This is a genomic window from Sinorhizobium chiapasense (assembly GCF_036488675.1).
Classification (GTDB): Bacteria; Pseudomonadota; Alphaproteobacteria; order Rhizobiales; family Rhizobiaceae; genus Sinorhizobium; species Sinorhizobium chiapasense.
The window spans coordinates 112,192-137,809 of sequence record NZ_CP133152.1; the positions used below are offsets into that span (position 1 = coordinate 112,192).

The 25,618-nt window shown below is 62.4% G+C and carries 21 protein-coding genes; 8 read left to right on the forward strand and 13 right to left on the reverse strand.

The genetic code is table 11. From position 1 onward, the window contains the following. Positions 1-105 precede the first annotated feature (105 nt). Complete coding sequence (locus tag RB548_RS25250; protein ID WP_331376500.1) at positions 106-2,862, reverse strand: response regulator; 2,757 nt, start codon at positions 2,860-2,862, stop codon at positions 106-108. Next, a complete protein-coding gene (locus RB548_RS25255; protein ID WP_331376501.1) occupies positions 2,859-3,617 on the reverse strand; it encodes a Tll0287-like domain-containing protein in 759 nt (252 codons plus the stop codon). Before RB548_RS25255 ends, RB548_RS25250 begins: the two co-directional genes overlap by 4 nt. Before the next feature lie 380 nt (positions 3,618-3,997). Here RB548_RS25255 and RB548_RS25260 point away from each other — a divergent pair, with 380 nt between their 5' ends. After that, on the forward strand, positions 3,998-4,990 hold the full coding sequence (locus tag RB548_RS25260) for a YihY/virulence factor BrkB family protein (protein WP_331376502.1): 993 nt from the start codon (positions 3,998-4,000) through the stop codon (positions 4,988-4,990). Between the two features lie 118 nt (positions 4,991-5,108). Here RB548_RS25260 and RB548_RS25265 read toward each other — a convergent pair whose 3' ends face one another. After that, positions 5,109-5,537 carry an FKBP-type peptidyl-prolyl cis-trans isomerase gene (locus RB548_RS25265; RefSeq protein WP_331376503.1) on the reverse strand — a complete coding sequence of 143 codons (429 nt, stop codon included), beginning with the start codon at positions 5,535-5,537 and terminating at the stop codon, positions 5,109-5,111. Between the two features lie 286 nt (positions 5,538-5,823). Between RB548_RS25265 and RB548_RS25270 the strand changes: the two genes are divergently transcribed. The 4 genes from RB548_RS25270 to RB548_RS25285 all read left to right on the forward strand — a co-directional run bounded on the left by RB548_RS25270 (position 5,824) and on the right by RB548_RS25285 (position 9,162). Next, positions 5,824-6,417 carry a nutrient deprivation-induced protein gene (locus RB548_RS25270; RefSeq protein ID WP_331376504.1) on the forward strand — a complete coding sequence of 198 codons (594 nt, stop codon included), beginning with the start codon at positions 5,824-5,826 and terminating at the stop codon, positions 6,415-6,417. Continuing rightward, on the forward strand, positions 6,410-6,829 hold the full coding sequence (locus RB548_RS25275) for a phage holin family protein (RefSeq protein ID WP_331376505.1): 420 nt from the start codon (positions 6,410-6,412) through the stop codon (positions 6,827-6,829). Before RB548_RS25270 ends, RB548_RS25275 begins: the two co-directional genes overlap by 8 nt. After that, positions 6,826-7,800, forward strand: a complete 975-nt coding sequence (locus tag RB548_RS25280) for a DUF3618 domain-containing protein (protein ID WP_331376506.1) — start codon at positions 6,826-6,828, stop codon at positions 7,798-7,800. Before RB548_RS25275 ends, RB548_RS25280 begins: the two co-directional genes overlap by 4 nt. A gap of 486 nt (positions 7,801-8,286) precedes the next feature. Further along, entirely contained in the window at positions 8,287-9,162 is an 876-nt protein-coding gene (locus RB548_RS25285; RefSeq protein WP_331376507.1) for a LysR family transcriptional regulator, read from the forward strand. A 323-nt stretch (positions 9,163-9,485) separates the two neighbouring features. Here the strand turns inward: RB548_RS25285 and RB548_RS25290 are convergent, their stop codons facing one another. The 8 genes from RB548_RS25290 to RB548_RS25325 all read right to left on the reverse strand — a co-directional run bounded on the left by RB548_RS25290 (position 9,486) and on the right by RB548_RS25325 (position 18,147). After that, complete coding sequence (locus RB548_RS25290) at positions 9,486-10,394, reverse strand: arginase family protein (RefSeq protein ID WP_331376508.1); 909 nt, start codon at positions 10,392-10,394, stop codon at positions 9,486-9,488. A 105-nt stretch (positions 10,395-10,499) separates the two neighbouring features. Beyond that, complete coding sequence (locus tag RB548_RS25295) at positions 10,500-11,558, reverse strand: Gfo/Idh/MocA family protein (RefSeq protein WP_331376509.1); 1,059 nt, start codon at positions 11,556-11,558, stop codon at positions 10,500-10,502. Positions 11,559-11,570: 12 nt separating this feature from the next. Further along, positions 11,571-12,422, reverse strand: a complete 852-nt coding sequence (locus tag RB548_RS25300; protein WP_331376510.1) for a sugar phosphate isomerase/epimerase family protein — start codon at positions 12,420-12,422, stop codon at positions 11,571-11,573. A gap of 10 nt (positions 12,423-12,432) precedes the next feature. Beyond that, positions 12,433-13,842 carry a CehA/McbA family metallohydrolase gene (locus tag RB548_RS25305; RefSeq protein WP_331376511.1) on the reverse strand — a complete coding sequence of 470 codons (1,410 nt, stop codon included), beginning with the start codon at positions 13,840-13,842 and terminating at the stop codon, positions 12,433-12,435. Between the two features lies 1 nt (position 13,843). Then, positions 13,844-14,953 (reverse strand): ABC transporter ATP-binding protein, encoded by a 1,110-nt coding sequence (locus tag RB548_RS25310; RefSeq protein WP_331376512.1) that lies wholly within the window; start codon positions 14,951-14,953, stop codon positions 13,844-13,846. 6 nt (positions 14,954-14,959) lie between these two features. Then, entirely contained in the window at positions 14,960-15,790 is an 831-nt protein-coding gene (locus RB548_RS25315; protein ID WP_331376513.1) for a carbohydrate ABC transporter permease, read from the reverse strand. Then, on the reverse strand, positions 15,787-16,698 hold the full coding sequence (locus RB548_RS25320) for a carbohydrate ABC transporter permease (protein WP_331376514.1): 912 nt from the start codon (positions 16,696-16,698) through the stop codon (positions 15,787-15,789). The genes RB548_RS25315 and RB548_RS25320 overlap by 4 nt, the downstream gene beginning before the upstream one ends. Before the next feature lie 96 nt (positions 16,699-16,794). Continuing rightward, positions 16,795-18,147, reverse strand: coding sequence for an extracellular solute-binding protein (locus RB548_RS25325; RefSeq protein WP_331376515.1), 1,353 nt, complete (start codon positions 18,145-18,147; stop codon positions 16,795-16,797). Between the two features lie 297 nt (positions 18,148-18,444). Between RB548_RS25325 and RB548_RS25330 the strand changes: the two genes are divergently transcribed. Together RB548_RS25330 and RB548_RS25335 are read left to right on the forward strand one after the other, a co-directional pair. Further along, positions 18,445-19,497, forward strand: a complete 1,053-nt coding sequence (locus RB548_RS25330) for a LacI family DNA-binding transcriptional regulator (protein ID WP_331376516.1) — start codon at positions 18,445-18,447, stop codon at positions 19,495-19,497. A gap of 103 nt (positions 19,498-19,600) precedes the next feature. Further along, on the forward strand, positions 19,601-21,544 hold the full coding sequence (locus RB548_RS25335) for a DUF5054 domain-containing protein (RefSeq protein WP_331376517.1): 1,944 nt from the start codon (positions 19,601-19,603) through the stop codon (positions 21,542-21,544). A 94-nt stretch (positions 21,545-21,638) separates the two neighbouring features. On the opposite strand, the gene RB548_RS25340 is transcribed toward RB548_RS25335, so the two are convergent. Next, on the reverse strand, positions 21,639-22,046 hold the full coding sequence (locus tag RB548_RS25340; RefSeq protein WP_331376518.1) for a DUF1236 domain-containing protein: 408 nt from the start codon (positions 22,044-22,046) through the stop codon (positions 21,639-21,641). Positions 22,047-22,672: 626 nt separating this feature from the next. Here RB548_RS25340 and RB548_RS25345 point away from each other — a divergent pair. Next, on the forward strand, positions 22,673-22,888 hold the full coding sequence (locus RB548_RS25345; protein ID WP_331376519.1) for a hypothetical protein: 216 nt from the start codon (positions 22,673-22,675) through the stop codon (positions 22,886-22,888). Positions 22,889-23,101: 213 nt separating this feature from the next. Here the strand turns inward: RB548_RS25345 and RB548_RS25350 are convergent, their stop codons facing one another. After that, positions 23,102-25,369: a PBP1A family penicillin-binding protein gene (locus RB548_RS25350; RefSeq protein WP_331376520.1), complete on the reverse strand. Its 2,268-nt coding sequence runs from the start codon at positions 25,367-25,369 to the stop codon at positions 23,102-23,104. Between the last annotated feature and the right edge of the window lie 249 nt (positions 25,370-25,618).

Sequence of the window (25,618 nt, forward strand, 5' to 3'; positions counted from 1 at the left end):
TGCTGCATGTTTCCTTGAATCGGACCCGATCCAAGGATGAAGACAGGCAGCGATTCCAAGTGCTGCAGCGCCGCGCGTCGGAAATGACGCGCGGTGCTGCAGGCTTCAGCCCTCGGCAACGGTCTTACCGACTGTTTCCTGCATTGCTATCTGGCGCTCGAGTGCCTTGACCAACTGGGTCCTGCTGTTTGCGCCCTTGTTTACGACCGCGACCGCCCGATCGCGCAGCCATATCAATTCGTTTGAAGAGAGATCCTTCGACGTGACCACCACGACCGGGATGTCCTGCAGCTCCGGTGTCCTCTGCATCTCGCTCAGCGTTTGGAATCCGTCCATCTCCGGCATCAGAAGATCGAGCAGGACGAGTCGCGGCAGAAGCCGCTTCATCATCTCCAGGCCGCGAATACCGTCACCTGCCTCATGGACGGTCCAATTCCTCTTCACCAGAATGCGCCGGAGAAAGTCGCGCGAAGCCTGGTCGTCGTCGATGACCAGCACGTCGCGGTTGCCGCCGCCGTGAGCCTCTATCGTCCGGATCAGCTTGTCGGTGTCGATGGGCTTGGTCAGATATTCGACGGCGCCGAGCGAGAGGCCGAGTTCACGATCCGCGAGGATCGTCGCCAGGATCACCGGGATCGTGCATAGCTCGGGATCGCTCTTCAACGTGCGCAGCACCGACCAGCCGTCCTGATGGGGCATGATGATGTCGAGGATGATCGCGGCTGGCCGATGCGCCCGAGCGGCAGCTATTCCCTCCGCCCCGCTTGCCGCCTCGATCGAGGCGAGCCCCGCCTCGGCGAGCGCCTTTGCGATCAGGGCTCGGGCAGCCGGTTCGTCGTCGATGATGAGGGCGGTGCGACCCGGCTGCAAAATCGGCGCCGGTGCGGCCGTTCGAGGCTCCTCGGCTTCTCGCCTGCACTGCGCCGGCACCTCCATCGTGAAGACAGAGCCTTTCCTAACTTCGCTTTCGACGGTGACGACACCGCCGATCATGTGGCTGAAGCTGCGGGTGATACTGAGGCCCAGCCCGGTGCCGCCGTAGTTACGGGTGGTGGAGGCGTCCGCCTGCGTGAAGGCATTGAAGAGCCGATCCCGCTGCTCCGGCGTCATGCCGATCCCCGTATCGGATACCTTGAACACAAGCCAATCGCCGTCGGCGCGCCCCTCGCGCCGGACCGAGAGCGTGACCCGGCCGCCATTGGTGAATTTGGCCGCGTTGCTGAGCAGGTTAAAGAGATTCTGGCGCAGCTTGGTCTGGTCGGAGTGCATCTGCCCAAGATCGGCCTCAAGCTCCTCTATGAACTCGTTCCGGTTCCTCGCCATCAGCGGTGCGACGGTGGCGGCGACGTCGCGGAGCAATTCGGCGACGTCGAAAGTCTCGAGGAAAATCTCCATCTTATTCGCCTCGATCTTCGACAGGTCGAGGATGTCGTTGATGAGCGAGAGGAGATGCCGTCCGGCGGACGCAATTTTCTCGAGGTCGGGGACAAGCTCGTTGTCCTCGTGGTCGCGCGCCTCCTCGATCAGCATTTCGCTATAGCCGATGATCGCGTTCAGCGGCGTGCGCAGCTCGTGGCTCATGGAGGCGAGGAAACGGCTCTTGGCTTCGTTTGCCGATTCCGCATGGCTCTTCGCCCGCTCGAGTTCGACTTGCCTCTGCTTGAGCTCGGTGATGTCGGTATAGACGGCGACGGTGCCGCCATCGGGGATCTTGCGCTTGCTGATGCGGACCCACTTGTCGCCGAACCGCTTCTCGTCGACCAGCCCAGCGGGATCCCTGTGAAGGCGCAGCCGCTCCTCGATCCACTCCTCCGGCGATCTGCCTTCGAGGTCCACTTGCCCTTTTTCCAGGTTCTGCTCCACGATTTCACGGAAGCTCTTGCCACGAAGCGCTGACGGCTTATGGCTCGGGAAGATTTCGCAATACTTGCTGTTGGCGATCAGGATTCGGTCATCCGGATCGTAGAGGACGAACCCGTCGGAAATCACCTCGAGCGCCGCCGCGATCGTCCGCCTTTGCCGTTCTGCCTCGTCCTCGAGCTTTTTCTTTTCGATCGCGCTTTCCCGGAAAAGCGAAAGCGTCTTCGCCATCGCTCCAAAATCGTCGCCGCCCTCCTGGGGGATCTCGACGTCATAACGTCCTTCCGTCAGCTCGCCGACAACACGACTGAGGCGCCGGAGCGGACCGACGATCGAGCGCAGGACAAGAAGGGTGAGAAGCGAGCCGACCAGAACCAAGACGCCCACGAGGATGGCGGCCGCCGTGGCGGTCTTTTGAGTTTGCGCGACAACCTCGTTGCGGGCGGCATCCGCGTCGGCTCTTACCTGCTCGACGAGCCTGTTGAGATCTGCATCGACGTTGCCGCTGTGGGTGCGCGCCTTTGCCAGGAAGGCGTTGCCGACGATGCGGTTGTCCTGAGTATAGCTGTCCGTTGCCTGTAGCGCCGTCTCGACATAGGCGTCGACCTCGCTGCGGATTTTCTCGACCGCGTCGGGCGAGTGCTCCGCAAGACGCTCCAGCTGAACCTGCAGGCGTTCACGGGCCTCATCGGCATTGCGCTGCGAGTTCATCAGCAGGCTGACGGAGAGGTCGGTCAGCCAGTATCTGAGGTCTCCGAAGGCGACATGCGCCGCGGCCGCAGAATCGGCGCGATCGAACAGTTCCCTGGTCTCTGCCATCCGCTCTGCGCTGCGATAGAGCGCCTGGGTGAGGAAAACCGATGAGAGGATCAGGCTGATCAGGCCGGCGGCTGTCAGCGCCGCCACGCGGGCGGAGATCGGCAGATTGGCAAGCCGGCTGGCGAGGCTCCTGGCCGGCACCGGGGCAGCCTCGATCGACCGCTGCTGCCCCAACGCGCTCATTTGAACAGGACGATGCTGATAGCACCGCCCAGATCACCCGCTTTTCCCCCTTCCTTAGGGTAGCCGGTGATGTCGATCTCGCCCTTGGGCGAACCGTGACAGGAAAGACAGGACTCCGTGTAATATTCCGGCAACAGCATCCGGAAGGCAGGACGCCCGTTTACCTTCGTCACTTCCGTATGGGCCTCACCCTTCGGCTTCTGCGGCTTCGAGAAGACTTCAGTGATGACCCGGGTCTCCCAGGCATCCGGAAGCGACTTGCGGTTACGCACCAGGACTTCCGGCGCGGTCACGCGGACGAGCGCCTCGTTTCCGACCTTGGCGGCGAATTTCTCGTTCATCAGGCGCGCGAAAACAGCCGGCACAAAACCCTTGAACCCGATTCCGGGGCGGTTGATGTCGTCCTGCTCTTCGTCGACGACCTCGCGCATGGCCTCGACCTGCGCCTGCAGCAGTTTGCGGTCGCGCTCGGCCAGACCATCGGTGATCAACGGATGGCCGGTGCGTTTGGCATAGAGAGCAGTCGCCTCTGCCGTGAAGCGCGCGCCATCGAGATGTTTGTCGCCGACGGTCGGATCATTGATGAGCGACTGATAATTCGAAAGGACGCTTCGGGCCGCCCTCAACAATTCGGCGAGCCGCTCGCCGGTCGCCACATCAGCGGCCTCTTCGGCCGCCACCGAAGGCGACAGGAGCATGCAACCGCACAATACGGTGAAAATGCAGTTTCGCGCCAAAGCTACAAGGGCTTCCATGTTCTTTCCCCCCGAGAGGAAGCGCAAATATGAAAGATACCACAGCAGGACCGGTGGAAGGAGTCTCCTTTGGAACACGGCTTGGCAATCGTTCCCTGGCTGCCCCGAGAATGCGCCGGCGGGCAGGCGTTCAGCAGCGTCAGAAGACGAGCCGTTGACGTGGGACAGGGCTCGCGGGCAGACCTGTTTAAACGGGGCTATGAGGCACCGGTTTTGGGGGAGCCCTTAATGCGACCTCGTATCCTGCATGATTTGAGCCAGCGGGCGATGCGCTGGCTCAAATCATGCCGGCGGCCGAAGTATCGGAACAAGCCATTTTCTCCGGAGTTGCTTATGCGTGTAGCGAGAGGAAGTCCCTCTCATTAATCAGCGGACGATCCATGGGTGCGAACGAAATCGATCTTGCCGAAAGGCTGGCGGCCGCGGAGCCGGGGAGGGGGCGGGATGCCGCCACGCCGAGGGAAATACCTGCGAAGGGGCTGCGGGACGTCTTCTGGCGAGTGGTATCCGAAATCGCCGAGGAGCGGATCGTTCTGATCGCGGCCGGGGTGAGTTTTTATCTTCTGCTGGCACTGTTTCCTGCGCTGGCTGGCCTGGTTTCGATCTACGGGCTCGTCGCGGATCCATCTGCAATCGGCACGCACATGGGCGTCCTGGAAGCGTTGCTGCCGCCCGGATCCTACGACCTGATCGCGGATCAGTTGCAGACCCTGACAACGCAGAAGGCGTCGACGCTCGGCCTCAGCTTCTTGGTGAGCCTGCTCGTTTCCTTGTGGAGCGCCGCCAATGGCATGGCAGCGCTCTTCGACGCGATGAATGTCGCATATGGAGAAAGAGAAAAGAGAGGCATTCTGTCGAGAACCCTCCTGTGTCTTGGATTCACCTTTGCAGCGCTGCTGTTTGCAGTGGCGCTGATCGTGGCGATCGGCGTCGTTCCGGCCGTGCTTGCCTATTTGTGGCTCGATCGTTGGGTGGAGGTTTTGACCAAGGCGGCCAGGTGGCCGGCTATTCTGCTGCTTGCCACGATCGGCACGGTCCTGATTTATCGATTTGGGCCGAGCCGGGAACGCGCGAAACTCAGATGGCTGAACTGGGGCGCGGTATTCAGCACATTGCTATGGCTCGCTGCCTCCTGGATCTTTTCCTTCTATCTGGAACACTTCGCCAACTACAACGCCACCTATGGCGCCCTCGGCGCCCTTGCCGGCCTCATGATGTGGGTCTGGATCTCGGTGATCATCCTCATCGTGGGTGCGCTCCTTAATGCCGAACTCGAACACCAGACGGCGGTGGACTCCACGACAGGAAAACCACTGCCGATGGGCCAACGCGGCGCCAGCGTGGCCGACACGATCGGGAAAGCCGTCGATTGACGGCCATGGCGGCTGACCTTCGGCCGCGACAGGGGTGCCCTGGCCGCGTACAGGAGGCATCGATGCCGGTCTTCCTCCCACGGTCGCTTTATCTGACCGGCCTCGACAGCAGCGCCACCTAACCGTCGACGACTTCCACGACGGTGACGTCGAAAACGAGATCCTGCCCGGCGAGCGGATGGTTGGAGTCCACCGTCACCTGGTCGTCATCGACGCTGGTAACGGTGAACGCCAACTGACGGCCATCCGCGGTGGTTGCCTGGAGCCTGGTCCCGATCTCGACCCCATCGGGAACCACGGAACGCGGCACCGTCTGCACCTGGGCCTCATCATGCGGGCCGTAAGCCTCCTCGGCGGGAATGGCTACCGTGTTCGTCTCGCCGATGGTCATACCGCTGATCTCGCGGTCGAGCCCGGGAATGATCTGGCCTGCGCCCACCTGGACTTCGAGCGGCTCCCGACCCTGGGAGGATTCGACTGCAGTGCCGTCTGCCAGCTTGGCAGTGTAGTGAATGCGAACGACATCGCCGTTTTTGACTTCGGTCATATCTGCCTCTCGATGGATGTTGGAGTGATGATTGCGGTCACTTGGCGAAGGGGCCGACCGCGGCGCGACATGCCGGTCTCTGCCGGCATCGGTACATGCGAGACCTAGGGCGCTGACAGCGAATGTAAACCGCGGATCGATGCGCATGCCTTCCCGGCCAAATGGCAACGGCAGCAGCAATACCGGCAATAGCTTCGCAATTGGAACCGCCAGGGAACAAGGCTGCAAGTGGCTCGTTTGATTGCAAATACGTGATCGATCGCGATAGGCGACGGGAGGAGCCAAGATGAACAATGAACCAAGCGGCCGGACCTCCGGCGATCCATTGCGGGTGCCTGCCTCGCAAGGTGTCGACGACGGCTACGGTGCACAAACCGGTGGCGAAACAGATCGCAACCTGCAACAGGCCGTGCGTGAGGATCTGAACGACGTCCGGGAGTTCGCCGATGAGCAGGCCGAGCAAGCCCGGGAAGCTGCAAGCCGCGCCGCCGAGCACGAGAAGAACGTCGCAGCACGCCAGTTGAGCGGCGTCGCAATGGCCATTGAGAAAGTCGGCTCCGAGCTTCAGCAGTCGGATCAACAGGCGCTTGGCCGCTACGCGCAGCAAATCGGCACGTCGCTCCGCGGCTTCGCACGCGACATCGAGGGTCGCGACCTCGGCGAAGTTGCGGGGATGGCTGAAGACTTCGGCCGCAGGCAGCCGCTCGCGTTTCTCGGGATCGCAGCGATTGCGGGCCTGACCGCCAGTCGATTTCTGACCGCCTCGGCTCAACGCCGCCCTCGCCGAACCGTTTCCCAACCGTCCTCCGCACCAGACCCAGCAAGTGGTCGGCCAAGTGAAGGCGGGTGGAATTTTGAGGAGGATCAATACAATGGCTAGCCATCGGGACGACCGCCCCTTATCGGAACTGATGACCGGTTTGGTGACGGATATATCCGGGCTTTTCCGCAAGGAAATCGATCTGGCAAAGACCGAGGCGTCCGAGACGTTGAACCGGGCGACAGGCGGCCTCGAGACGCTTCTTGTCGGCCTCATCTTCGCGATCGGCGCCATTGGCGTGCTGTTGAGCGCGGTGGTCCAGGGACTGGCGGCGTTTTTCGTGACGCGAGGCATGACCGAACCGAACGCCGAAGCACTATCGGCGGCCATCGTCGGCGTCGTCGTGGGGTTGCTCTCCTGGGCAATGATTTCGCGCGGCCTGTCGACGATGAAAGGCAGCAGCCTCAAACTCGACAGGACGACAGCCTCCCTGCAGCGCGACGTGGACGTGTTTAAGGAGCAAGTGCGATGAACGAATCTCTCCACACACATTCGTCTGCCGAGCTGCAACGAGAGATCGAGGCTGATCGCCAACGAATTGAAGAAAAGCTCCACGCCATCCAGGAACGCATGTCCCCGGGACAGCTGATGGATGAAATGCTCGAATATGCCAGGACGAGCGGCGGAGCCGAATATCTCAGCAATCTCGGTGTCGCGCTCAAGGCAAATCCGATCCCCGTTGCCTTAATGGGGGTAAGCCTCGCCTGGCTGCTCGCCAATCCGGGATCCCGCGCGCCGGGATTGAAGGATGACGATGACGGTGCGGACGACTATCCGCTCGCGACCGTGACGGGTTCCATAAGGCGCGTCGGACCTGTAGAGGCAAGCTTCGGCGAGCGCTATAGCCACTTCACGGATGAAAGCGGCAGTCGCTTCAGGGCCTTGACGGACACGGCCGATCGTCGGGCGGGCCACTTCGTCGACCCAAGCGGCAACGTCTTTCGCGGCTTTGCCGACGCAACGGGGAAGCAGATCGAAGACATACGCAACGAGGCCGGTGCCTTGTTTGACGAGGCGTCCGGTTGGGCATCGAGCACATGGCGGCAGATGAGTGCCACGGCCGGTCGCCTGTCCGGCTCCCTTGCGGACACCGGCAAGTCCCTCGCAGGCCGTGCGCAAGATACCGGCCGATCGCTGCAAGAGGAGGGCGCACATCTCAATGCGGCTATCCTCAAGCATTTCCGCGACCAGCCGCTGGTCGGCGGCGCCTTGGCCTTCGCGGTCGGCGCGGCAATTGGGGCCGCGCTGCCCCACACCGAGGCCGAGGACGAGGCGATCGGTAAGGCCGCTGACGACGTGCGCAGCAATCTCTCGGCGAGGACGACTGCGGCAGTCGGGGATGCGATCGCGACAGGGCAGGAGATCCTGGAAAAGACCAGCGATGCCATGCTTGAAGCGCACGACGCCGCCAGGGAGCGGCTGCGCGAGTCGTCCCGGGAATGACGTTCTGCGTTCACTTCAGAGCGCTGCAATTGCCGATCGCTCGGTTGGCCAGTTGACCGCGGGGCAGAGGAGGGTGTTTCGCACGCCTCGCCGCGCCGGGCGGGCTCTCGCGATTACCTGCCTGCGACCGACGCGCCGCAGACGTCTCGATCCATTTCACCAGCCAGCCGAACCCCTCCCATTCGGCGCTGTCGAGTGGATCGGCAAAGGCGTCGCCTCTCTTTTTGCGCTGTTGGCCTACCAGTTCCCTATATAGGATCGTCCATTGAAGTAGCATCTCGTTGCTCCCGGCATCTACAGCGCCGCGCGTCTTATCAGACGCGCAAAGGACGCTGTAGCACTTTGAATTGCTACATGTTTTTGTCCTTAAATCGGGTACGATTTAAGGAAACATGCAGTAGCGTTGCCCGGAAGGTGGTTCGCGAGGCAGTGCAACTGTAGAGGCACAAACGAAAGCCATCTTTCATGGATGAAAGTCGAAGTGGGATGAAAGTCGAAAACTGGGAAGATCTCCGTCTCTTTTTGCACGTCGCCGAGCAAGGCGGGCTTGCGGGTGCTGCCGAGAAGACCGGAATCAGCGCGCCGACCATCGGGCGACGGATGCTGGCGCTGGAACGTGCCACGGGACGAGCGCTGTTCGTCAGGGCGCGGACGGGATACGAGCTCGCACCGGACGGGCAGATATTGCTGGACCGCGTGAGGGCGATGCACCAGGCGGCGCAGGACATCGTCGATTGGCACGAGACGGTGCATTCGATGCCGATCGTACGGCTTCTCTCGGACAACACGTTGTCATGCTTCACGGCAATAGGCCTTCGGCACCTCTGGACGCCGCACGATGCTTTTCGCGTTTGCTTCAAGACAACTGAGGCCGCGATCGACCTGACGCACCGCGAGGTTGACATTGGGCTCGCCGCGGAGCGGCCGCAGTTGGGCAACGTCGCCGTCCGGCGTTCCGTCGCCGTCGCCTACGCGCCCTACTGCGCCCAAGGTTTCGACCACCGGCGCCATTGCAACTGGGTCTCGCTGGGTACGGACGTCGCCAACCAGCCGTGGAAGCGGTGGGCATTCGAACAGCCGGGCCGGTACATCACGAACTGGGTGAACTCACCGCGGATGATGTTCGATCTGGTGAAGGCGGGAGCGGGCATCGGGGTCATGCCATGTTTCATCGGCGATAGCGATCCAGGCTTCGTCCGGGCGGGGCGGGTGATCGATGAACTCGGCCATGATCTATGGATCGTGCTGCATGGCGACGAGCGGGGTCGGGAAGCCGTGCGCACGGTCGCAGACCGGCTTTCGGCGCTGCTCGCAGCGAATGCCTCGCTTTTTTCAGGATCGAATGGGCGCGATCCGCTGTGAATGGCACTACAGCGCCGCGCGTCTTGTCAGACGCGCAAAGGACGCTGTAGCACTTTGAATTGCTGCATGTTTTTGTCCTTAAATCGGCTAGGATTTAAGGAAACATGCAGTAGCGCCGCGCGTCTTGTCAGACGCGCAAAGGACGCTGTAGCACTTTGAATTGCTGCATGTTTTTGTCCTTAAATCGGCTAGGATTTAAGGAAACATGCAGTAGCGCCGCGCGTCTTGTCAGGCGCGCAAAGGACGCTGTAACACTTTGAATTGCTGCATGTTTTTACCATTAGATCGCCACGATTTAAGGAAACATGCAGTAGCCTTCACGTTCAGGTCAATCCCTTTCCCAAGGCATCGACAAAGCGTCGTGTGATCGACCCGTCCCTGTCCAGTCTTGGATTGAAGATGGTGATGTCGATCCCGCGTGCCCGTCCCGTGGCAAGCGCGGCTTTGAGGATCGTCGTCAATTCATGCCACTGCAATCCGCCCGGCATGCGATAGTCCACCGCCGGCATGATCGCGTCGTCCAGCACGTCGGCATCGAGATGAATCCAGAAACCATCGACATCGGTCGAAGCGAGCCGCTGAAGCGCACGCGTTGTGCTCGCCTCCAAGCCGATTTTGCGAACCGCAGCCAAATCGATCATGCCGATGGCGGTGTCTTCGATCCGCTGGCTGCCCTGGCGCTCGGCTTCTTCCCCATCGCGCCGCGCCAATACGAAAACGTCCTCCTCCCGCACCAGGGGAATGCGGCCCTCGAGGTTAGTGACGATCTCCGGCCCATGCCCCGTCACCAGCGCGAGTTCCATCGACGCCGCCTCGCCGGCAGGCTCCGCATCGGGTTGATAGAAATCTGCGTGTCCGTCGAGGAAGAGAAGGCCGGATCTGCCTCTTCTACGGGTCGCCAAACTGCAGCCAAGCAGGATCGAGCAGTCCCCGCCGAGTACGACCGGGAACTCTCCCTGTCCGAGAACGAGCTCAATGGCATCGGCAAGCACGCTTGCATATTGCGTAAGGCCTTTCGGGTTCAGGAGCATGGTCGCCGGATCGCGCCGCTCGTCATAGGCGGGCGGCACAACGCGGCCGGCGCGGCGCGCACCCAGTCGATCCGATAGCCCCGCGCCAAGCAGGGCATCGGGCAGCGTTTCCACACCCCGCGGGAAGAGACCGAGCACCGAGGGGGCCTCAATGATTGCGTAACGCGGGATTTCCCTTGCCCGAGGCTCGCTGGCCGTCATGAGCCACTCCTCCAGCTGAAAATTGACCAGCTGCCTGCGGCAATTCAAAGGCGGCAGGGCATCATGGTCGAACATTGAAGTGGTCAGCGCTGGGGGCGGACGGTCTCAGAAATGCCGCCCGACCTCGGCGAAGAGGTCAAGGTCGGCGAGTGAATCCTCGAGGTCGGTCTTTGGGCGTGTCCCTTGCGTCACGCAGTCGTGGAAGGCGCCGAGTTCCACCCGGAAGGCATCCTCGTAGAATGGCCCGATGACCTCCGTGCCGGTTTCTGTGTCGGTGGAGCTGGTGATTTCGAGCCGGGTCGGCAGGTTGCGGATATAGGGTGTGTCGTAGTTGATCTTGTACTGCCGGTTCTGGGTCAGCACCTCGATGCCGGAATCGAAGCGGGCGACGTCGTGGATCACCGCCTCGTAGACCGCGGTGAAGTGACCGTAGTCGAAGAGGGCCACCAGCGACTCCCCGCCCGATTGCCGCGCCGCCGCCACGCCCTTCGGCGGGCCCAGGAGCTCACGCATGGCGGAAAAGCTGTGCGAGGACAACCCGCTCAAGACCTGATAGGCGCGCACCGCATTATCAGGACGATCCGCGCCCATCACTTCCCTGAGAAGAGCCTGCGTCCTCGCGCGGCCTTCGGCAATGGTGGCCGCTGAAACGTCCATGGCACGCACGATATGCCGCGTCTGGTCGACGAAGAAGCGCGACTCGCGGATCAGGTCGCGGATGCGCACATGGCGGATCTCTTCCGCGGGAGGCATGCGCTTCTTGAGTTCCAGAAACGGCCGGGCGTAGCGGCGCATGTAGCCGACGAAGATGGTCTTCGGATTGTTTCTGTTGCGCTCGATGAGCGGCAGCAGCTCGCGTCGCGTGAGGCAGACCGGCTTTTCGATGAAGACGTGCTTGTTCGCTTCGATCGCCTTGGCGAGAAGCTCCGAATGCAGGTAGTCCGGCGCGAGGATGAACACGGTATCGATATCCGCTGCCGCGAGCATTTCCTCGACGCGGGTGGTGCGAAGAGAAGCACCGTAGCGCGCGCCCATCGCCTCGACGAGCATCGGCGAGACGTCGCAGACGCCGGTGATCCGGAAGCCGGGATGATCCGCGAGGAGGGGAAGATGCATGAGCTGGGCGACCTCGCCCAGACCGATCAGGCCGACAGAAATCTGCATCGGCGGCTGCTCCTAGATAAGTGGTTTCAGGAATTCGGCGTTGCGCCTTGCGAGCTCGGCGGGGCTCTCGCTCATGACCTCGAAATAGTCCTGTTCGACGACCACGGGACCGGCGAAGCGGCGCTCCCTGAGCATCCGCACCACCGCTGCGATATCGACAACGCCGTCCGGAAGAGGACACATGGCGCCCGCCTCGAAGGCATCGCGCACGGTCAGGTCTCCGGCGAGCATGCGGCGGCGGACGCCGGCGTCGACATTCTTCAGGTGCATTGAGCCGATGCGCTCCCAGACCTTGCCCATGTAGGCGAGCGGGTCCTGATTCCAGAAGGCGTGATGACCCGTATCGAAGCAGAGCTCGATTTCCGTATCCTGGAGCAGGCGGTCGATCTGCTCTTCGAACTCCACCGCCGTTGCAACATGCGGATGGAAGGCGAGGGTGATGTTGAATCTTTCGAGGAGCAGCGCCTTCGCGTCCCGCAGCATGTCTGTCATCGCCCGCCACTGCGCGTCGTCCAGTCGGCCGACCGCATGCGGCGGATAGACGTTGCCCTCGTCCATGAGCGTAAAGGTGCGGGCGCCGAGGGCATGAAGCAGCGTGCCGATCCTCTCCGCATCCGCAAGCAGCTGCGGGCCGCTCAGAGTATCCGAGAAGGTATGCACGTGCACCGTGCCGACGAGTTCAAGACCCCGGCCGGCCAGCGCGTCCTGCAGCGCTGCAGCATCGGTGGGCAGGAAACCGTAGGGGCCGAGCTCGGTGCCCCGGTAGCCGGCCGCGGCGACCTCATCGAGATATTGCAGGGCGCGTACGCGCGGACTGTCGGGATAGAAGATGCCCCAGGAACACGGGGCGTTGGACAGGAGCATTCGAGCCCTCCTACGGCGCGAAATAGACGGGATTGGAAATTGCGCGGCGCAGCGGCTCGGCCTCGAGCTCCGCTTCGGTCAGGCCCCAGGGAAGGGGGCCATCACCCACTGCCGCGCGAAACTCCTCGACGAGTGCGGCATGGCTGGCATGGGCCAGGATTTCGCAGCGCAGGAATTTTTGCGGGGCGGCCTCGAGCGTGAGCTTCTGGTCAACCCCGTCGATCGGCATGCGCGCGATCTCGCCGCTGGCGTCGTACCAGGCCAGGAAATCGCCGGCCGCGCCCATGACATGCGCCTCGGCGCGGCCGCCAGAAACGATTGAATGAACAGTCCATCCCATCGGAGCGGCGTCGACCGTCAGCGCGAGGTGCGGGCCGCGAGGGCTTTCGGTGACGTAGCCGTGCCCCGCCTTCATCGCTGCGAGCACGGCATCCTCCGAGAGTTCCGGCAGCCACAGAACCGTTGTCGGACGGGCGAGCGCGAACGGCCCCTCCGGCTGCAAGCGGGCCGGCTGGTGATAGTCGCTGCCGCCGATGGCCGACAGCTTACGGCCCGATGCCAGCCGTTCCTGATAGCGCCGCAGCGATATCCAGTTGCGGGCAAACCAGGCCTGCTGCCAGACCTCCATGCAGTCGATCTGTGGCAAGTCGTAATCCCAGGGGATGGTCGGCTTGTCGTGGTTTATCGAGAGCAATCCGCCCTTCTCGTGCACGATCCCAGACAGCTTGTGCGCGTCCTCGCGCCTGGTCATGCGGAAGTCGATCCAGTCGTTGACGCCGAAGACGTTGGCGTGGCCGTCGGCCGTGGTCACTTCCATGGCACGCACGAAGACGAGCTCCGGCGAAGAGTGGGCATGGAAATAGCGTCGCTGGGTTATGGTGTTGTGGTCGGCCACGGCGAGAAAATCGAGCCCTGCCTGTTTCGCCGCGGCGTGCAAGAGTTCCGGGCTGCCTTTGGCATCCGAGTGGAAGGTGTGGCAGTGCAAGTCGCCCCTGTACCAGCCGGCACCTTCGCGAACGGGGCGCGGGCGTTGCGGTTGCGACATGTGCAAGCGCGGCGCGTCGTCGAATGCGAAGGCCAACTCGACATCTACCCCGTGCTCGGGAACCCGGTAGAGCCCCAGTATCACGCGCCAGGTACCGGCGGGCATCTCGCCATGGACATAGCCCGGCGTGGCGTCGTCGGTTGCCACGAAGAAGCGGTCGCGCGCGCCGCCGCTCCAGCCGCGGAAGCCTTGTTCGCTCGGGAAATCGCCAAACCGCGGATCGGCGCAGCCGAGATCGATGATGCAGTCGCCCGCCCCCTCGTAGCGCATCGTCACGTCGAGGCGCGTCGTGCCCGCGGGCACGTCGAAAGGCACGTAGAAATAGGGCGAGCGCGCCTTGTCGACCGGTGTCAGATGCAGATTGCATTTCAGCATGTCAGACCGGTTCCCCATCTGTCGGGAGCCGGGCTCCGGCCGGATCGAAGAGATGGATGTGTTCGGAGGAAAAACCGAGCGTCACGCTCGCTTCGAGCGCGATCACGTCGTCGGTGAAGATGCGGGCGGTAAAGCGCGCCGCATCGTCCCGCTCAAGCGTAACCAGCTTCTCCGGCCCCATATTCTCGTTGGCGAAAAGCTGGCCGGAGACAGTGTTTGCTTCTCCGCCGCGCGCGATCGACAGATGTTCGGGGCGAACACCGAGGGTCAGCTTGCTGTTGTCTTTCAACACTGCGGCAACCGCGCGTGAGATCGGCAACGGCGCGACGGAAACCCGATCCGCTTTCAGGTGGAGCGCGCCGTCGGCGATCATCGCCTCCACGGGCAACAGGTTCATCGGCGGGCTGCCGACGAAATTGGCGACGAAGGTAGTGGCGGGCCGGCGGTAGACCTCCATCGGCGGCGCGTATTGCACCACCTTGCCAGCGTCCATCACCGCGACCCGGGTGGCAAGCGCCATGGCTTCGGCCTGGTCGTGAGTGACGTAGACCGCCGTCATGCCCATGTCGCGCTGCAGATGGTTGAGGAAGCCGCGCGCCTCCAGCCTGAGCTTCGCGTCGAGATTGGAGAGGGGCTCGTCGAAAAGATAGACCTCGGACGGATAGACCAGCGCGCGCGCAAGCGAGGTACGCTGCTGCTGGCCGCCGGAGATCTGCGAGGGCATGCGTTCCATGAGGTGGCCGATCTTCAGCACATCCGCCACTTCGCGGGCCCGTGCATGGCGCTTGGGTTCGGCTTCGCCGCGCACCTTCAGCGGATAGGCGATGTTGTCGGCGAGGTTCATGTGCGGGTAGAGCGCATAATCCTGGAACACCATGGAGATCTTGCGGTCCTTCGGATGCAGGAAGGTGACGTCGCGGTCGCCGATCAGCAGTTGGCCGGAGGTCGGCGTCTCCAGCCCGGCGATCATGCGCAGGGTCGTCGTCTTGCCGCAGCCGGAAGGGCCGAGCAGGCATACAAATTCGCCGTCGTGCATTTCGAGGTTGAGATCCGAGACGGCGACGAACTCGCCGAATTTCTTGCCGATGCTTTTGAAGCGTATGGAAGCCATGGAACCTTAAGCCTTGATACCGCCGAAGAACCGGAAACCGAACTTCCAGCTTACGAACAGGTAGAGAATGATGACGGGAAGCGAATAGAGCAGGGAATAGGCGGCGAGCAGCGTGACGATCGGGGTTCCCGCCTCCGAATAGAAGGAATAGATCGCCACCGAAGCGGGCATCTTTTCGCTGGAGCGCAGCAGGATGAAGGGGATGAGGAAGCTTCCCCAGATGCTCACGAACGCCCATACGACGACAACCACGATGCCCGGGCGGATGACCGGCAGCGCGACGTCGAAGAAGGCCTGGACGGGCGAGGCTCCGGCGACCATGGCGCTCTCCTCGTAGCTCTTCGGGATGCTGTCGATGAAATCGCGCAGGATGAACATGGCGGTCGGCAAAAGCCCGCCGGCGAAGACGAGGATCACTGCGATCTGTGTATCGATGAGGCCGATACCGTTGATGATGAGGAAGATCGGTACCATCGCCGCCGACCCCGATACGACGGAGGAAAACAGCAGCAGGATGTAGGTGATGACGCTCTTGCCGGGGATCGGTGAGCGTGACAGCGCATAGGAAGCAAGCGTGGCGCCAGCACCCACGAGGATGACGCCACCGGCGCTCTGGACGAGGGAGTTCCAGAGGCCCCGCATCGCGAAGCCGTTCTCAAACACCGTCTCGAAATTGGCGAGCGAGAACGGGTCCGGAATGGAAAGGCCCAACTCGGCGCGCGGGTTGAACGGCGCGAAGATGAACCAGACGAGGGGCAGGGCGAAGAAGACCCCGATCAGCGCCGTCGCCGCCGAAAAGCCGATGCGGGTGAAGTAGAGGCCGAGGTAACGAGTCATGCAGCCACTCCCTTGGCGCGGCGGCGCATCACCCAGAGATAGAAGAGGGCGAAAACGAGATTGATCAGCATGACGACCACGCCGACCGCCGCACCCTTGCCGAAATCGAAATCGCGGAAGGCGATGCGGTAAGTGTAGATCGGCAGGATCTCGGTGCGATAGGACGGCCCGCCACTCGTCAGCAGGAACGGCGTGAAGACATTGAAACTCCACATGGTGATGAGGATCAGATCCGTCACCACATGGCCACGGATGAGCGGCAGGCCGATATCGCGGAATTTCTGCCAGCTCGAAGCCCCGGCCACATCCGCCGCCTGGAAATAGCTTGGCGGAATGGAGGAGAAGGCGGAGTTGAACAACATCATGGAAAAGGCGGTGCCGCGCCAGGTGTTGAAGACGACGATCGCCCAGAAGGGAAAGGACAGGAGCCAGTCACCCGGCGGGAAGCCCAACGCTTCCATGATCATGTTGAGCGTACCGTTCTCGTAGTCGAGAAAGGCGAACCATGCGAAGGCGATCACCACCTCGGGAAGGATCCAGGCACCGATCGCCACGGTCTCGGTCAGGTGCTTCAGCGATTTCGGCACCGACTGCAGCAGCCATGCTAGCAGCATCCCGAGTGCGGCCTGGCCCACGACCGCCGACAGCAGAACGAACTCAATGGTAAGGATCAGCGAGGAGCCGAATTCGCCGCGCGTGAAGAAGGTCGCCGCGTCAAAGAGCGAGAAGTAATTGGCCAGCCCCACGAAATCCGGATCCACCGCCGTGCGGCCCAGCAGCGAGCGGTTGGTGAAGGAAACAAAGATGACCCAGAAGAACGGCGCGATGACGAAAGCGCCGATCAGAAGTCCCGCCGGGGCGAGGAAGGCGACCCCGGTGCCGCGGGATAGAAGGGAAAAGGATTTCATCCGACCTCCTGCTTCCGCGCATATGGGTGTCTCCTGCCGACCCCATATGCGCGGAGGATTGTCATCTGCCTGTGAGATGCGGGCGGCCGCAGTCCGTTAGAGCAGGCTTACGGTGTTTTCCTCGCCCACGATCCGGATCACGGCCTCGCGATAGCGGCTCATGGCCTGTTCCGGCGACAGTTCGCCTGAGACGACCGCCTCGGTCATGCGCTGGACCTCGGCCGAAACGGCATTGTATTTGGCGTCGTTTGGCCGCGCGGTGGTGAGCGGCAGCAGCGCCTGCGAGGTTTCGGCAAGGAAGGGCGCTTCGGCGATTTCCACGTCGTCGCGAATACGGATGCGCGGTTCGTATTTCTGGAACTCGGCGAGCTGTTCCTTGCTGTTCATGAAGGCGAGCAGTTCCCAGGCCAATTCCTTTTCATCGGAATTGGGATTGAGGACGAAACCCGTGCCGCCGGAGATCGTCACGAAGTCCTGGCCGCGGATGCCCTTGCCGGGCTCCTTGGCAGGCATCTTTGCCCAGGTCATCACCTCATCGCGATTTTCGACGGCAAATTCGGAGTCGGATGCGGTGACCGAGCGATAGAACCAGTCGCTTTCGAGAAGCAACGCGGTCTTGCCATCGCGGAAGTTCGCAAACGTGCGGTTGCGCCCGTCGCCCAACAGTTGGGCCCGCTGGTCGCCGAGCTTCTCGTCCACATAAACGGTCTTGTAGAGATTGAGTGTGTCGAGAATGCCCTGGCTCGAAACGATGTAGCGGCCCTTGTCGTCGGTGACCTCTTCGCCCGTGCCGAGCAGCGCCATCCAGTAGCCCTGCATGGTGGTCGCCTCGCCCATCGGCACGCCGGCGTTGATCTGCAGCGGGAAGGAGTCGGGCTTCTTGGCCTTGAGCTTGCGGGCGGTGTCGAGCAGATCCGCCCACGACTTGGGCTGCCAGCTTGCGGGGTCGATGCCGGCCTCCTTCAAGAGATCGGCGCGCACGAAGATCACGCGCACATCGGTGCCGAGCGAAAGGCCGTAGGCTTTGCCCTGATAGGACATCAGCGCCTTGGACCCCTCGGTAATATGGCTCCAGCCGTCCCATTTCGTCACGGCATCGCCGGCCAGTTCGTCGAGCGGCTTCAAAAGCCCGCCCTCGACGAAACTCGGGATCAGGAAGCCGTCGAAGCCGGCGACGTCCGGTCCGGCGCCGGTGGAAAAATCGAGGGCGAGCTGCTGGGTCAGCTGCTCGTCGGAACCGGCGAATTCGGTCAGGGTGACCTTGACCCCGTCACCTTTCATCTTGGTAAAGCCGGGAATGACGCTTTTCTTGACCCAAGCGGCGAGTTCGGAGTTCACGCCACCCTCGACGCAGCGGCAGGTGATCGAAAGGTCGGCGGAGATTGTCGGTGAGGCGAACGTCGTCGCCGCTGCGAGACTCAGCCAGAATGCATGCAGGTGAATGCGCATCGCGATTTTCCTCCCTTCGCGATTGGTTCGGGCCGGCTCCCGCGGCCCACGAAAGGCCGCCCGACAAGTGCCGTCGTCCCTCGTGTTGAAAAGTGAACACGTTTTCATTTTGGCGTCAACCCGAGGCGAGCCGAAATCACTTGCCGGCGCGCACGCGGCGGGAGTATCGCGCCGAAAGCGCTGAGAACGTGGGACATTTTGCGGAATCGCCCGTGTGGGACTTGACCGACCGAGCCGCGTGCGAAAGGATAGATGGATGAACACGTTTTCAGTTTGCGAGAAAATCAGGTCGATCGCTTGACCAACAAACTCAACGAGACGCCGCAGCGCATCACGGCGGAAACGGTGGCCGAGGCGGCCAAGGTCTCTCGGGCCGCCGTTTCGCGCGCCTTCAATCCGGACGCGCCGCTGAAGCCGGAAAAGCGGGCAAGCATCCTGAGGATCGCCGAGGAACTGGGCTATGTTCCCGATCGCGCAGCGCGCGCGCTCGTGACCCGGCGCACCCACCTCGTTGGCATGATCGTGCCCGACGTCTGCAGTCCCTGGGAAAGCCAGGAGATCGACGCGCTCACCACTGCCCTCCAGGCTGAAGGCTTCGCCACGCTGCTCTTCAAGACGCGCACGGATTTCAGCATGGACGAGACGCTGCTCGCCTACATGCGCGGCTTCAATCCGGACTCTGTGATCGCCTTCACGGAGAACGTCCGCCCGCCCATCCTTGCCCGCTTCCTCGACCGCGCAGTGCCGATCTACATCAACTACCTGATGGACGAAGAACCGGCGGGTGGATTGCGCACGCGCGAGCCGGAGGCGCTCTATGACCGGATCGATGTCGACCAGTGGGAGGGCATGGAGCAGGCGGTGGCGCTTCTTGCCGGCTACGGCTGCCGGCGCATCGCCTATCTGTCCGGCAAGCGTGATTCACTTGCCGAGCAGGCCCGTCGCCGGACGTTGGAAGTGCTGATGGCGCGGCGGGGCCTGAACCCGCCGATCATCATCCCCGGCGATTTCAGCTACGACACGGGCCATGCCGGCACGCTAGATCTCTTCCGCCTTGGCGAAGGGGCGGACGCCGTCTTCGCCGCCAACGACGAGAGCGCCTTCGGCGCGCTCGACGCGCTGCGCTACGAATTGAAGCGGCGCGTGCCGGAGGACGTGAAGGTGGTCGGCTTCGACGACATCTCGCAGTCGCACTGGCGCAGCTACAACCTGACGACCGTGAAGGTGGATCTCGAGGCGCGCACGCGCGCACTCGTCCGATTGATCCTGCGTCGCCTGAAGGATCCGGCGGCGTCAGCCCTTTCCGAAACCGTGCGCACGCGGCTCGTGGTGCGCGGCACCGTGGGTTAGGTCATTTCACAGTTCCATTGAAACAGTGAAATGATCTAACCCTTTGAATCTACGCAATTCCGGACGGAAAGCCGTTACACACTCCAAGCACAAAGGCAGTGCATTGACCGCTCGACGCATCCACCTGGTCTTCAAGACCCATCTCGATATCGGCTTCACCGACCATGCGGAAAACGTGCGGCGGCTCTATCACGAGCGCTTCATCCCGCAGGCGATCGCGACGGGCGAGCATTTTTACGCCGAGGACCCGCAAAACCCGAAGTTCATCTGGACGACCGGCGCCTGGCTCATCTGGGACCACCTCAATACGCGTTCGGCCGAGGAGGTGGCGCGGCTTGAAAGGGCGATCGAGAAGGGGGTGATCCGTTGGCACGGCTTGCCGTTCACCACCCATTCGGAGCTCATGAGTCCCGCTCTCTTCCGGGCCGGGCTTTCCTATGCGGCCGAGCTCGACCGCCGCTTCGGTCGGCAGACGATCGCTGCAAAAATGACGGACGTGCCCGGCCATACGCGCGGAATTGTGCCTTTGATGGCTGAGGCGGGACTGAAGTTCCTGCACATCGGCGTCAACACCGCCTGTCCTCCTCCTGACGTTCCCGAAATCTTTCGATGGCAAGCCCCGGGCGGCGAGGAGATCGTCGTCATGTACCAGCAGAGCTACGGCGCAACGCACCTGCCCGAAGGGCTTTCCGAGGGCCTGGGCTTTGCCCACACCAGCGACAATATCGGGCCGCAGCAGATTCATCAGGTGGTGGAAGTGCTGCGGGAAATGAGCCACCGGCATCCGGGCGCAGAGATCCGCGCAGGCACCCTTGAGGACTATGGCGCATTCCTGTGGGAGCACCGCGAGCGCTTCCCGGTGGTGGACGTGGAGCTCGGCGACAGCTGGATCCACGGCAGCGCCAGCGATCCCACAAAGATCGCGCAGTTCCGGGCCTTGCAGCGGCTCTATGACTCCTTCGAGGTGGAGGGGCTCTCGCCGGCGCGGTGCGACTTCGGGCGCAAGCTGACGCTGGTGGCCGAGCATACCTGCGGTGTCGATATCAAGACGTTTCTGCGCGACGAAACGGCCTGGGACCGGCCGACCTTCGAGGCGATCAGGGAAGGCGACTACCGCTTCCGCTACACCGAAGCTTCCTGGGGCGAGCAGCGGACCTATGTCGGCCAGGCGGTCGAGGCGCTTTCGGCGGACGACCGCAGGCGAGCGGAGGAGGCACTCAAACAGACTGAGGTGCCGGCTGCGATCGACGTCCAGCCGTTGGCGCCGACGGGCAAGGTCGCGATGGGCGACATGGAGGTGGAGCTCGACCGCGAGACCGGTGACATCCTGGCGCTTGCTGTGGGCAACTGGCGGCTCGAAGGAGACGGACGGCTGTTCGGCTACCGTTATGAGGGCTATGACGCCGCCGATCTGGCCCGGTTCATGGACAGCTACCTCACCGATCGGCCGGAATGGGCGATCCTCGATCATGGCAAGCCGGGGCTCGACCAGGCGCAGACGGCGCGGTCGGCTTCCTTCAGGCCGCAATTGATCGGCGTCGCAAGAGATGGCAGTCGGCTTGTGGTCGCCTGCCGGTTTTCCGGCGCGGCTCAGGAACAACTCGGCGCCCCCGCCCGGGTGGATTATGTCGTGCAGCCGATGGGTGACGGCGTGGAACTCGCGGTGGTGCTGCGCGGCAAGCCCGCCAACCGGATGCCGGAAGCGGGGTTCATCGACATTGTTCCGAAGGGGGCCGTCGGCTGGGAATTTTTGAAGACCGGGCTCTGGCAGAAGGCGGCGCGCACGGTGCGGCGGGGTGGCGGAGCGTTACAAGCGATCTTCGCTGCGCGGGCAGCCTTTGTCGGCGGCGGGCATATGACGATCGAACCGCTCGACTCGCCGCTCATGGGACCGTCCGGACAGCCCTTCATGGAGTTCCCCGACAGGCCGCCGGCCTATCAGACAGGGCTCGCGTTCAATCTCCACAACAACAAATGGGGCACCAATTTCCCGATGTGGTGGGAGGGTGATTTCATGAGCCGCTTCCAAATTCGCATTGACAGTTGAAAGGCGGCGCACGCCGGAACATGCTGCGGATCAGTGTGGGAGGACGGAAACGAAGGCGCTCCCCGCTGTTGAAAGAGCGGGGAGCGTCGGTGGCCTACTGAATAACCTGCACTACCGTATAGGTCCTCGGATCAACGATGACGCGCTGATTGTTCACGACCGCGTAGGCATAGGTCGGATTCTCGGGGATCGGCGTCAGAGCAACGGTCCGTGGAAGCGGCCGGCCGACTGCGATACGCTCTCGAACAACGACCGTATTCGCCGGCATCGGCTGTCGCTGCACATAAGTAACCACCTGCTGCGGCGGAGGCGCGATGACGGCACCGGCGATGAGGCCAACCGCGCCGCCGACAGCGGCGCCTACCGGGCCTCCGACGATCGCACCGGTCACGGCGCCGCCTGCGGCACCGGTCACGGCGCCGTCATTATGGTCATATGCCAACGCAGGTGCTGCCATGAGTCCGGCAGCAAGGGCGGGCACCAGAAGAATTTTAGCACTCATGATTAATCCTCCTTCTTCTGTGGAGGATAAAACGCCGGGCATGTGGCTTTGTTCCGCGTATTTGTGAAATGTTAAAGACTAAAATAAAACGTGAAAACTATATTTTAAAAATGTCGCACAGATATATTCTGCCGTTCGCGTGATTCGATGCGAATTTTTTACAACATTACATAACACACCGCCTGTATCGCGTGGTTTGACGATCATCTGGGTGAAGGAAACGGCGATACGACATTGCCGGAACCCCTTTTGAATCTCATTTGGGCCGGATCCCAAGGCCGGCTCCCGGGAAGAGGCATCAGCGGGACCGTCTCGACCTGCAAGGAAGTATGCGGGCTAGGGGTTTGGGAAGCAATTTTGGTCGATCGGGCCTTGAAACCAGCTGGTCAAGACCCATCTATCGCACACTGCCCGTATCGAGGCGTTTTCGAGCCGACGGTTGGTCTGGCCGTAAAACATCTCCGGGTCGAATAGGGCGCTCCCCTCAATGGGTTGAGCGCCCTATTCCTTTTTGACGGGGGGCGACAATTCCGCGGCGGACGAGGAGCCGCCAGCCGCCCCTGCATTGCATTAATTGCATTAATAGGGACAATAACAGGGACGACAACAACAAGGGAGGAAGTGCGATGTCACAGCAGCCTCACTCCATTGTCACTCCCGACGAGCACATCGTGACCGCCCGCGAGGCATTGGAGTTGCTTTATCTGCACCTCGAACAGGAAGCGGAGGCCAAGCTCGTTGCCGCGGCCATGCGCGCCGGCTGGTCCACCGAGGAGGCTCTATCGGCGATCGATGATCTCAAACTGGAAGACATGCAAGCCATCGCCAGGCGGAAGTCCTAGACTATTTCATTGTTTCTTTGAAACACTGAAATAGTCTAACTCTTTGAAATTACGCAATTCCGGACGGAAAACCGTTACACACTTTTCCTGGAATTGCTCTAATCCCGGCATCGATCCAGCCATCCAGCGGTAACGACGGAAGGACCGTCGTTTGGTCCCCGATTTCGAGGCCTTGACTTGTTTCCGGCAGCCGGTTGCGAGGTTGCGGGCGGGTTATTTTTCGCAAATCCGACGAGGCCCCGTGTAAGGCTGAAACGTGCAGTCGTACGGCCGGAACGAGCGATAGGCGCGTGCGCAGGCGTGAACATTGCAGGACGCAGGCGCCCCGCCGTCATCTGCGGAACTCATCGTCGTATCGGACTCGCTGGGCGCACTTTCGTCGCCCGCGGCCGATGCTGCGCTCATGAAGTTCCGCCAGATTTGCGCCGGCAGCTTGCCGCCTGTCACCTCGTTCATGGGCGTCTCGTCGTCATTACCGACCCAAACTCCAACGACCAGCCGTTCGTTAAAGCCGATGAACCAGGCATCGCGATGGTTCTGGCTGGTGCCCGTCTTGCCCGCTGCAAACATCCCGAGATCGGCCTCCCGGCCGGTGCCTCGTTCGACGACCAGCCGCAACAAACCGACCAGATCCGGCTGATATTGGCGGAGATCGGTGGTGGGGTGCTTGGGAGCGCCCAGGCGGAACGCGCGGGGCTCGCCATCGGCTCGGAAGGATACTATGCCCCACGGCTCGACCGGGGCCGCGCCCGCCCGGACGGAGGCGTAGGCGCCGGTAAGATCAAGCAGGTTCACCTCCGATGAGCCGAGGGCCAGGCTCGGCGTTTCAGCAAGTTTGGCGTCGATCCCCAATTCGCGAGCGGCGGCGATAACCTTGTCGATCCCAACCTCCATCGCCAGGGCCACCGTCGCGGCGTTCAGCGATCGCGCGAACGCCTCTGCTATACTGACTTGCCCGCGATAGCCGCGGTCGTAGTTTTCCGGAGACCAGCCGTCGATCTCCATCGGCGCATCTTCAACCCAGTCGAAAGGAGTGAGGCCGGCCTTCAGGGCGGCATAGTAGACAAAGAGCTTGAAGGCAGAGCCCGGTTGGCGCATCGCCGAGACTGCGCGGTTAAACGTGCTTTTCGAATAATCACGCCCGCCGACCATGGCGACCACAGCGCCCTCCGGGGTCATCGCCACCAAGGCGGCCTGCTGCACGCCCGCGTCTTTGCCTGCCTGCTCGAGTGCCTCGGCAACCACCTTTTCGGCGATCGCTTGCAGCCGCGGCACCATCGTCGTTCTGACCTTGATCGTGCCCCGATAGGGGCCCGCAAGCTCGCGCGCCTCCTGCATCACCCAGTCCGCAAACCAGCTGCCGGACCGTGTTGCAGGCTTTACCGGACGCAGTTCCGCAGTCGCGGTCTTGGCCTGCTCCGCGGTTACCTTGCCGCTCGTGATCATGGCATCGAGCACGAGTTCCGCCTGCCGGCGCGCGCCGTCCGGGTTGCTTATGGGATTGAGCTGCGAGGGCGCACGGATAATGCCCGCAAGCATCGCTGATTCACTGACATTGAGTTCCCGTACGTCCTTGTCGAAGTAAATGCGGGCGGCGGCCGGGACGCCCGTCGCGCCGGCACCAAGATAGATGTTGTTCAGGTATCGCGTGAGGATCTCGTCCTTGCCGAGTTTGCGCTCCAGCCAAAAGGCGATGACTGCTTCCTGGATCTTCCGCTTCCAGGTGCGGTCTCGCTCCAGATAGAGGATCTTGACCAGTTGCTGCGTGATCGTGCTGCCGCCTTGCACGACTTCGCCTGCACCGACATTCGTGTAAAGCGCACGAAGAATGCCCCTCAGATCGATGCCGAAGTGCCCATAGAAACGCCGATCCTCCCTGGTGAGCACGGCATCGATGAGATGCGGCGGGAAATCTTCTCGGGCCGCATAGGGGCCCTGAAGCGGCCCTTGGGTCACCAGCGGCTTGCCGGCAGACGTTTCAAGCACCACCACCGGCTTCAATGAACCATCGGCAATCTCGTCCCACGGCACGCCCCTCAACGCCCACGAGAAAAGGACGATCAGCGAGGCAAGCAATACTGCGCTCGCAATCGCCGCGCCGCGCGCCAAGCCTACGCGCCTGCTGCGCGCACCCGCTGGGCGAGCAGATACGTCCAACGAACGCCGGCGCCGGAGGCCTGTCCAAAGGGCTCCAGCCAAGCCGGCAGCGTTCTGCCTTGCGTCCGGGACCTCCGTCTCTCGCAGTCGCTGCCGGCGCCTGTTGCCATCAAGCTTTTCAGCGAGCTGGGAGGTCGCGCCAGCCGCATCGTGACGCACGGCCTGTCCAAGTCTCAGCAACGCCCGGCCGATTTCTGCAAGCGCTCTGCCCGTGCGCGCAAACGCTGCGCCATCGGAGCTTCCTGCCGCTTCGATGCTGGGCCCGGATGACTCTGGCCCCTGGTTTTCCGCGCCTCCACCCGGAGCGGCGTTGTTGTCCGCCATGCGTGAACTCTTTTCCAAACGACTGCGCCAACGCCGTCATGAGGCGCGCGACGCGACCCTTCCGATATCCTCGCTTCGGTTCGGATCGCCTTGCTTGTCGCGCGGAACGCATTGGCCGGGCAAGAGGTTGCCAACGACAGGTGCAAGAATGACCACTGCTGCGCCGCTGACGGGATGCGATGATACTCTATTGGAGCTCTATGGCAGAAATTGCGAAGAGCCAGACGAGTGATGCCGTCAGGTCGACGG

Bases quoted from the DNA above. Each gene is read 5' to 3' on its own strand.
- RB548_RS25250 (WP_331376500.1), bottom strand. From the start codon at position 2,862: ATGAGCGCGTTGGGGCAGCAGCGGTCGATCGAGGCTGCCCCGGTGCCG.
- RB548_RS25255 (WP_331376501.1), bottom strand. From the start codon at position 3,617: ATGGAAGCCCTTGTAGCTTTGGCGCGAAACTGCATTTTCACCGTATTG.
- RB548_RS25260 (WP_331376502.1), top strand. From the start codon at position 3,998: ATGGGTGCGAACGAAATCGATCTTGCCGAAAGGCTGGCGGCCGCGGAG.
- RB548_RS25265 (WP_331376503.1), bottom strand. From the start codon at position 5,537: ATGACCGAAGTCAAAAACGGCGATGTCGTTCGCATTCACTACACTGCC.
- RB548_RS25270 (WP_331376504.1), top strand. From the start codon at position 5,824: ATGAACAATGAACCAAGCGGCCGGACCTCCGGCGATCCATTGCGGGTG.
- RB548_RS25275 (WP_331376505.1), top strand. From the start codon at position 6,410: ATGGCTAGCCATCGGGACGACCGCCCCTTATCGGAACTGATGACCGGT.
- RB548_RS25280 (WP_331376506.1), top strand. From the start codon at position 6,826: ATGAACGAATCTCTCCACACACATTCGTCTGCCGAGCTGCAACGAGAG.
- RB548_RS25285 (WP_331376507.1), top strand. From the start codon at position 8,287: ATGAAAGTCGAAAACTGGGAAGATCTCCGTCTCTTTTTGCACGTCGCC.
- RB548_RS25290 (WP_331376508.1), bottom strand. From the start codon at position 10,394: ATGACGGCCAGCGAGCCTCGGGCAAGGGAAATCCCGCGTTACGCAATC.
- RB548_RS25295 (WP_331376509.1), bottom strand. From the start codon at position 11,558: ATGCAGATTTCTGTCGGCCTGATCGGTCTGGGCGAGGTCGCCCAGCTC.
- RB548_RS25300 (WP_331376510.1), bottom strand. From the start codon at position 12,422: ATGCTCCTGTCCAACGCCCCGTGTTCCTGGGGCATCTTCTATCCCGAC.
- RB548_RS25305 (WP_331376511.1), bottom strand. From the start codon at position 13,842: ATGCTGAAATGCAATCTGCATCTGACACCGGTCGACAAGGCGCGCTCG.
- RB548_RS25310 (WP_331376512.1), bottom strand. From the start codon at position 14,953: ATGGCTTCCATACGCTTCAAAAGCATCGGCAAGAAATTCGGCGAGTTC.
- RB548_RS25315 (WP_331376513.1), bottom strand. From the start codon at position 15,790: ATGACTCGTTACCTCGGCCTCTACTTCACCCGCATCGGCTTTTCGGCG.
- RB548_RS25320 (WP_331376514.1), bottom strand. From the start codon at position 16,698: ATGAAATCCTTTTCCCTTCTATCCCGCGGCACCGGGGTCGCCTTCCTC.
- RB548_RS25325 (WP_331376515.1), bottom strand. From the start codon at position 18,147: ATGCGCATTCACCTGCATGCATTCTGGCTGAGTCTCGCAGCGGCGACG.
- RB548_RS25340 (WP_331376518.1), bottom strand. From the start codon at position 22,046: ATGAGTGCTAAAATTCTTCTGGTGCCCGCCCTTGCTGCCGGACTCATG.
- RB548_RS25345 (WP_331376519.1), top strand. From the start codon at position 22,673: ATGTCACAGCAGCCTCACTCCATTGTCACTCCCGACGAGCACATCGTG.
- RB548_RS25350 (WP_331376520.1), bottom strand. From the start codon at position 25,369: ATGGCGGACAACAACGCCGCTCCGGGTGGAGGCGCGGAAAACCAGGGG.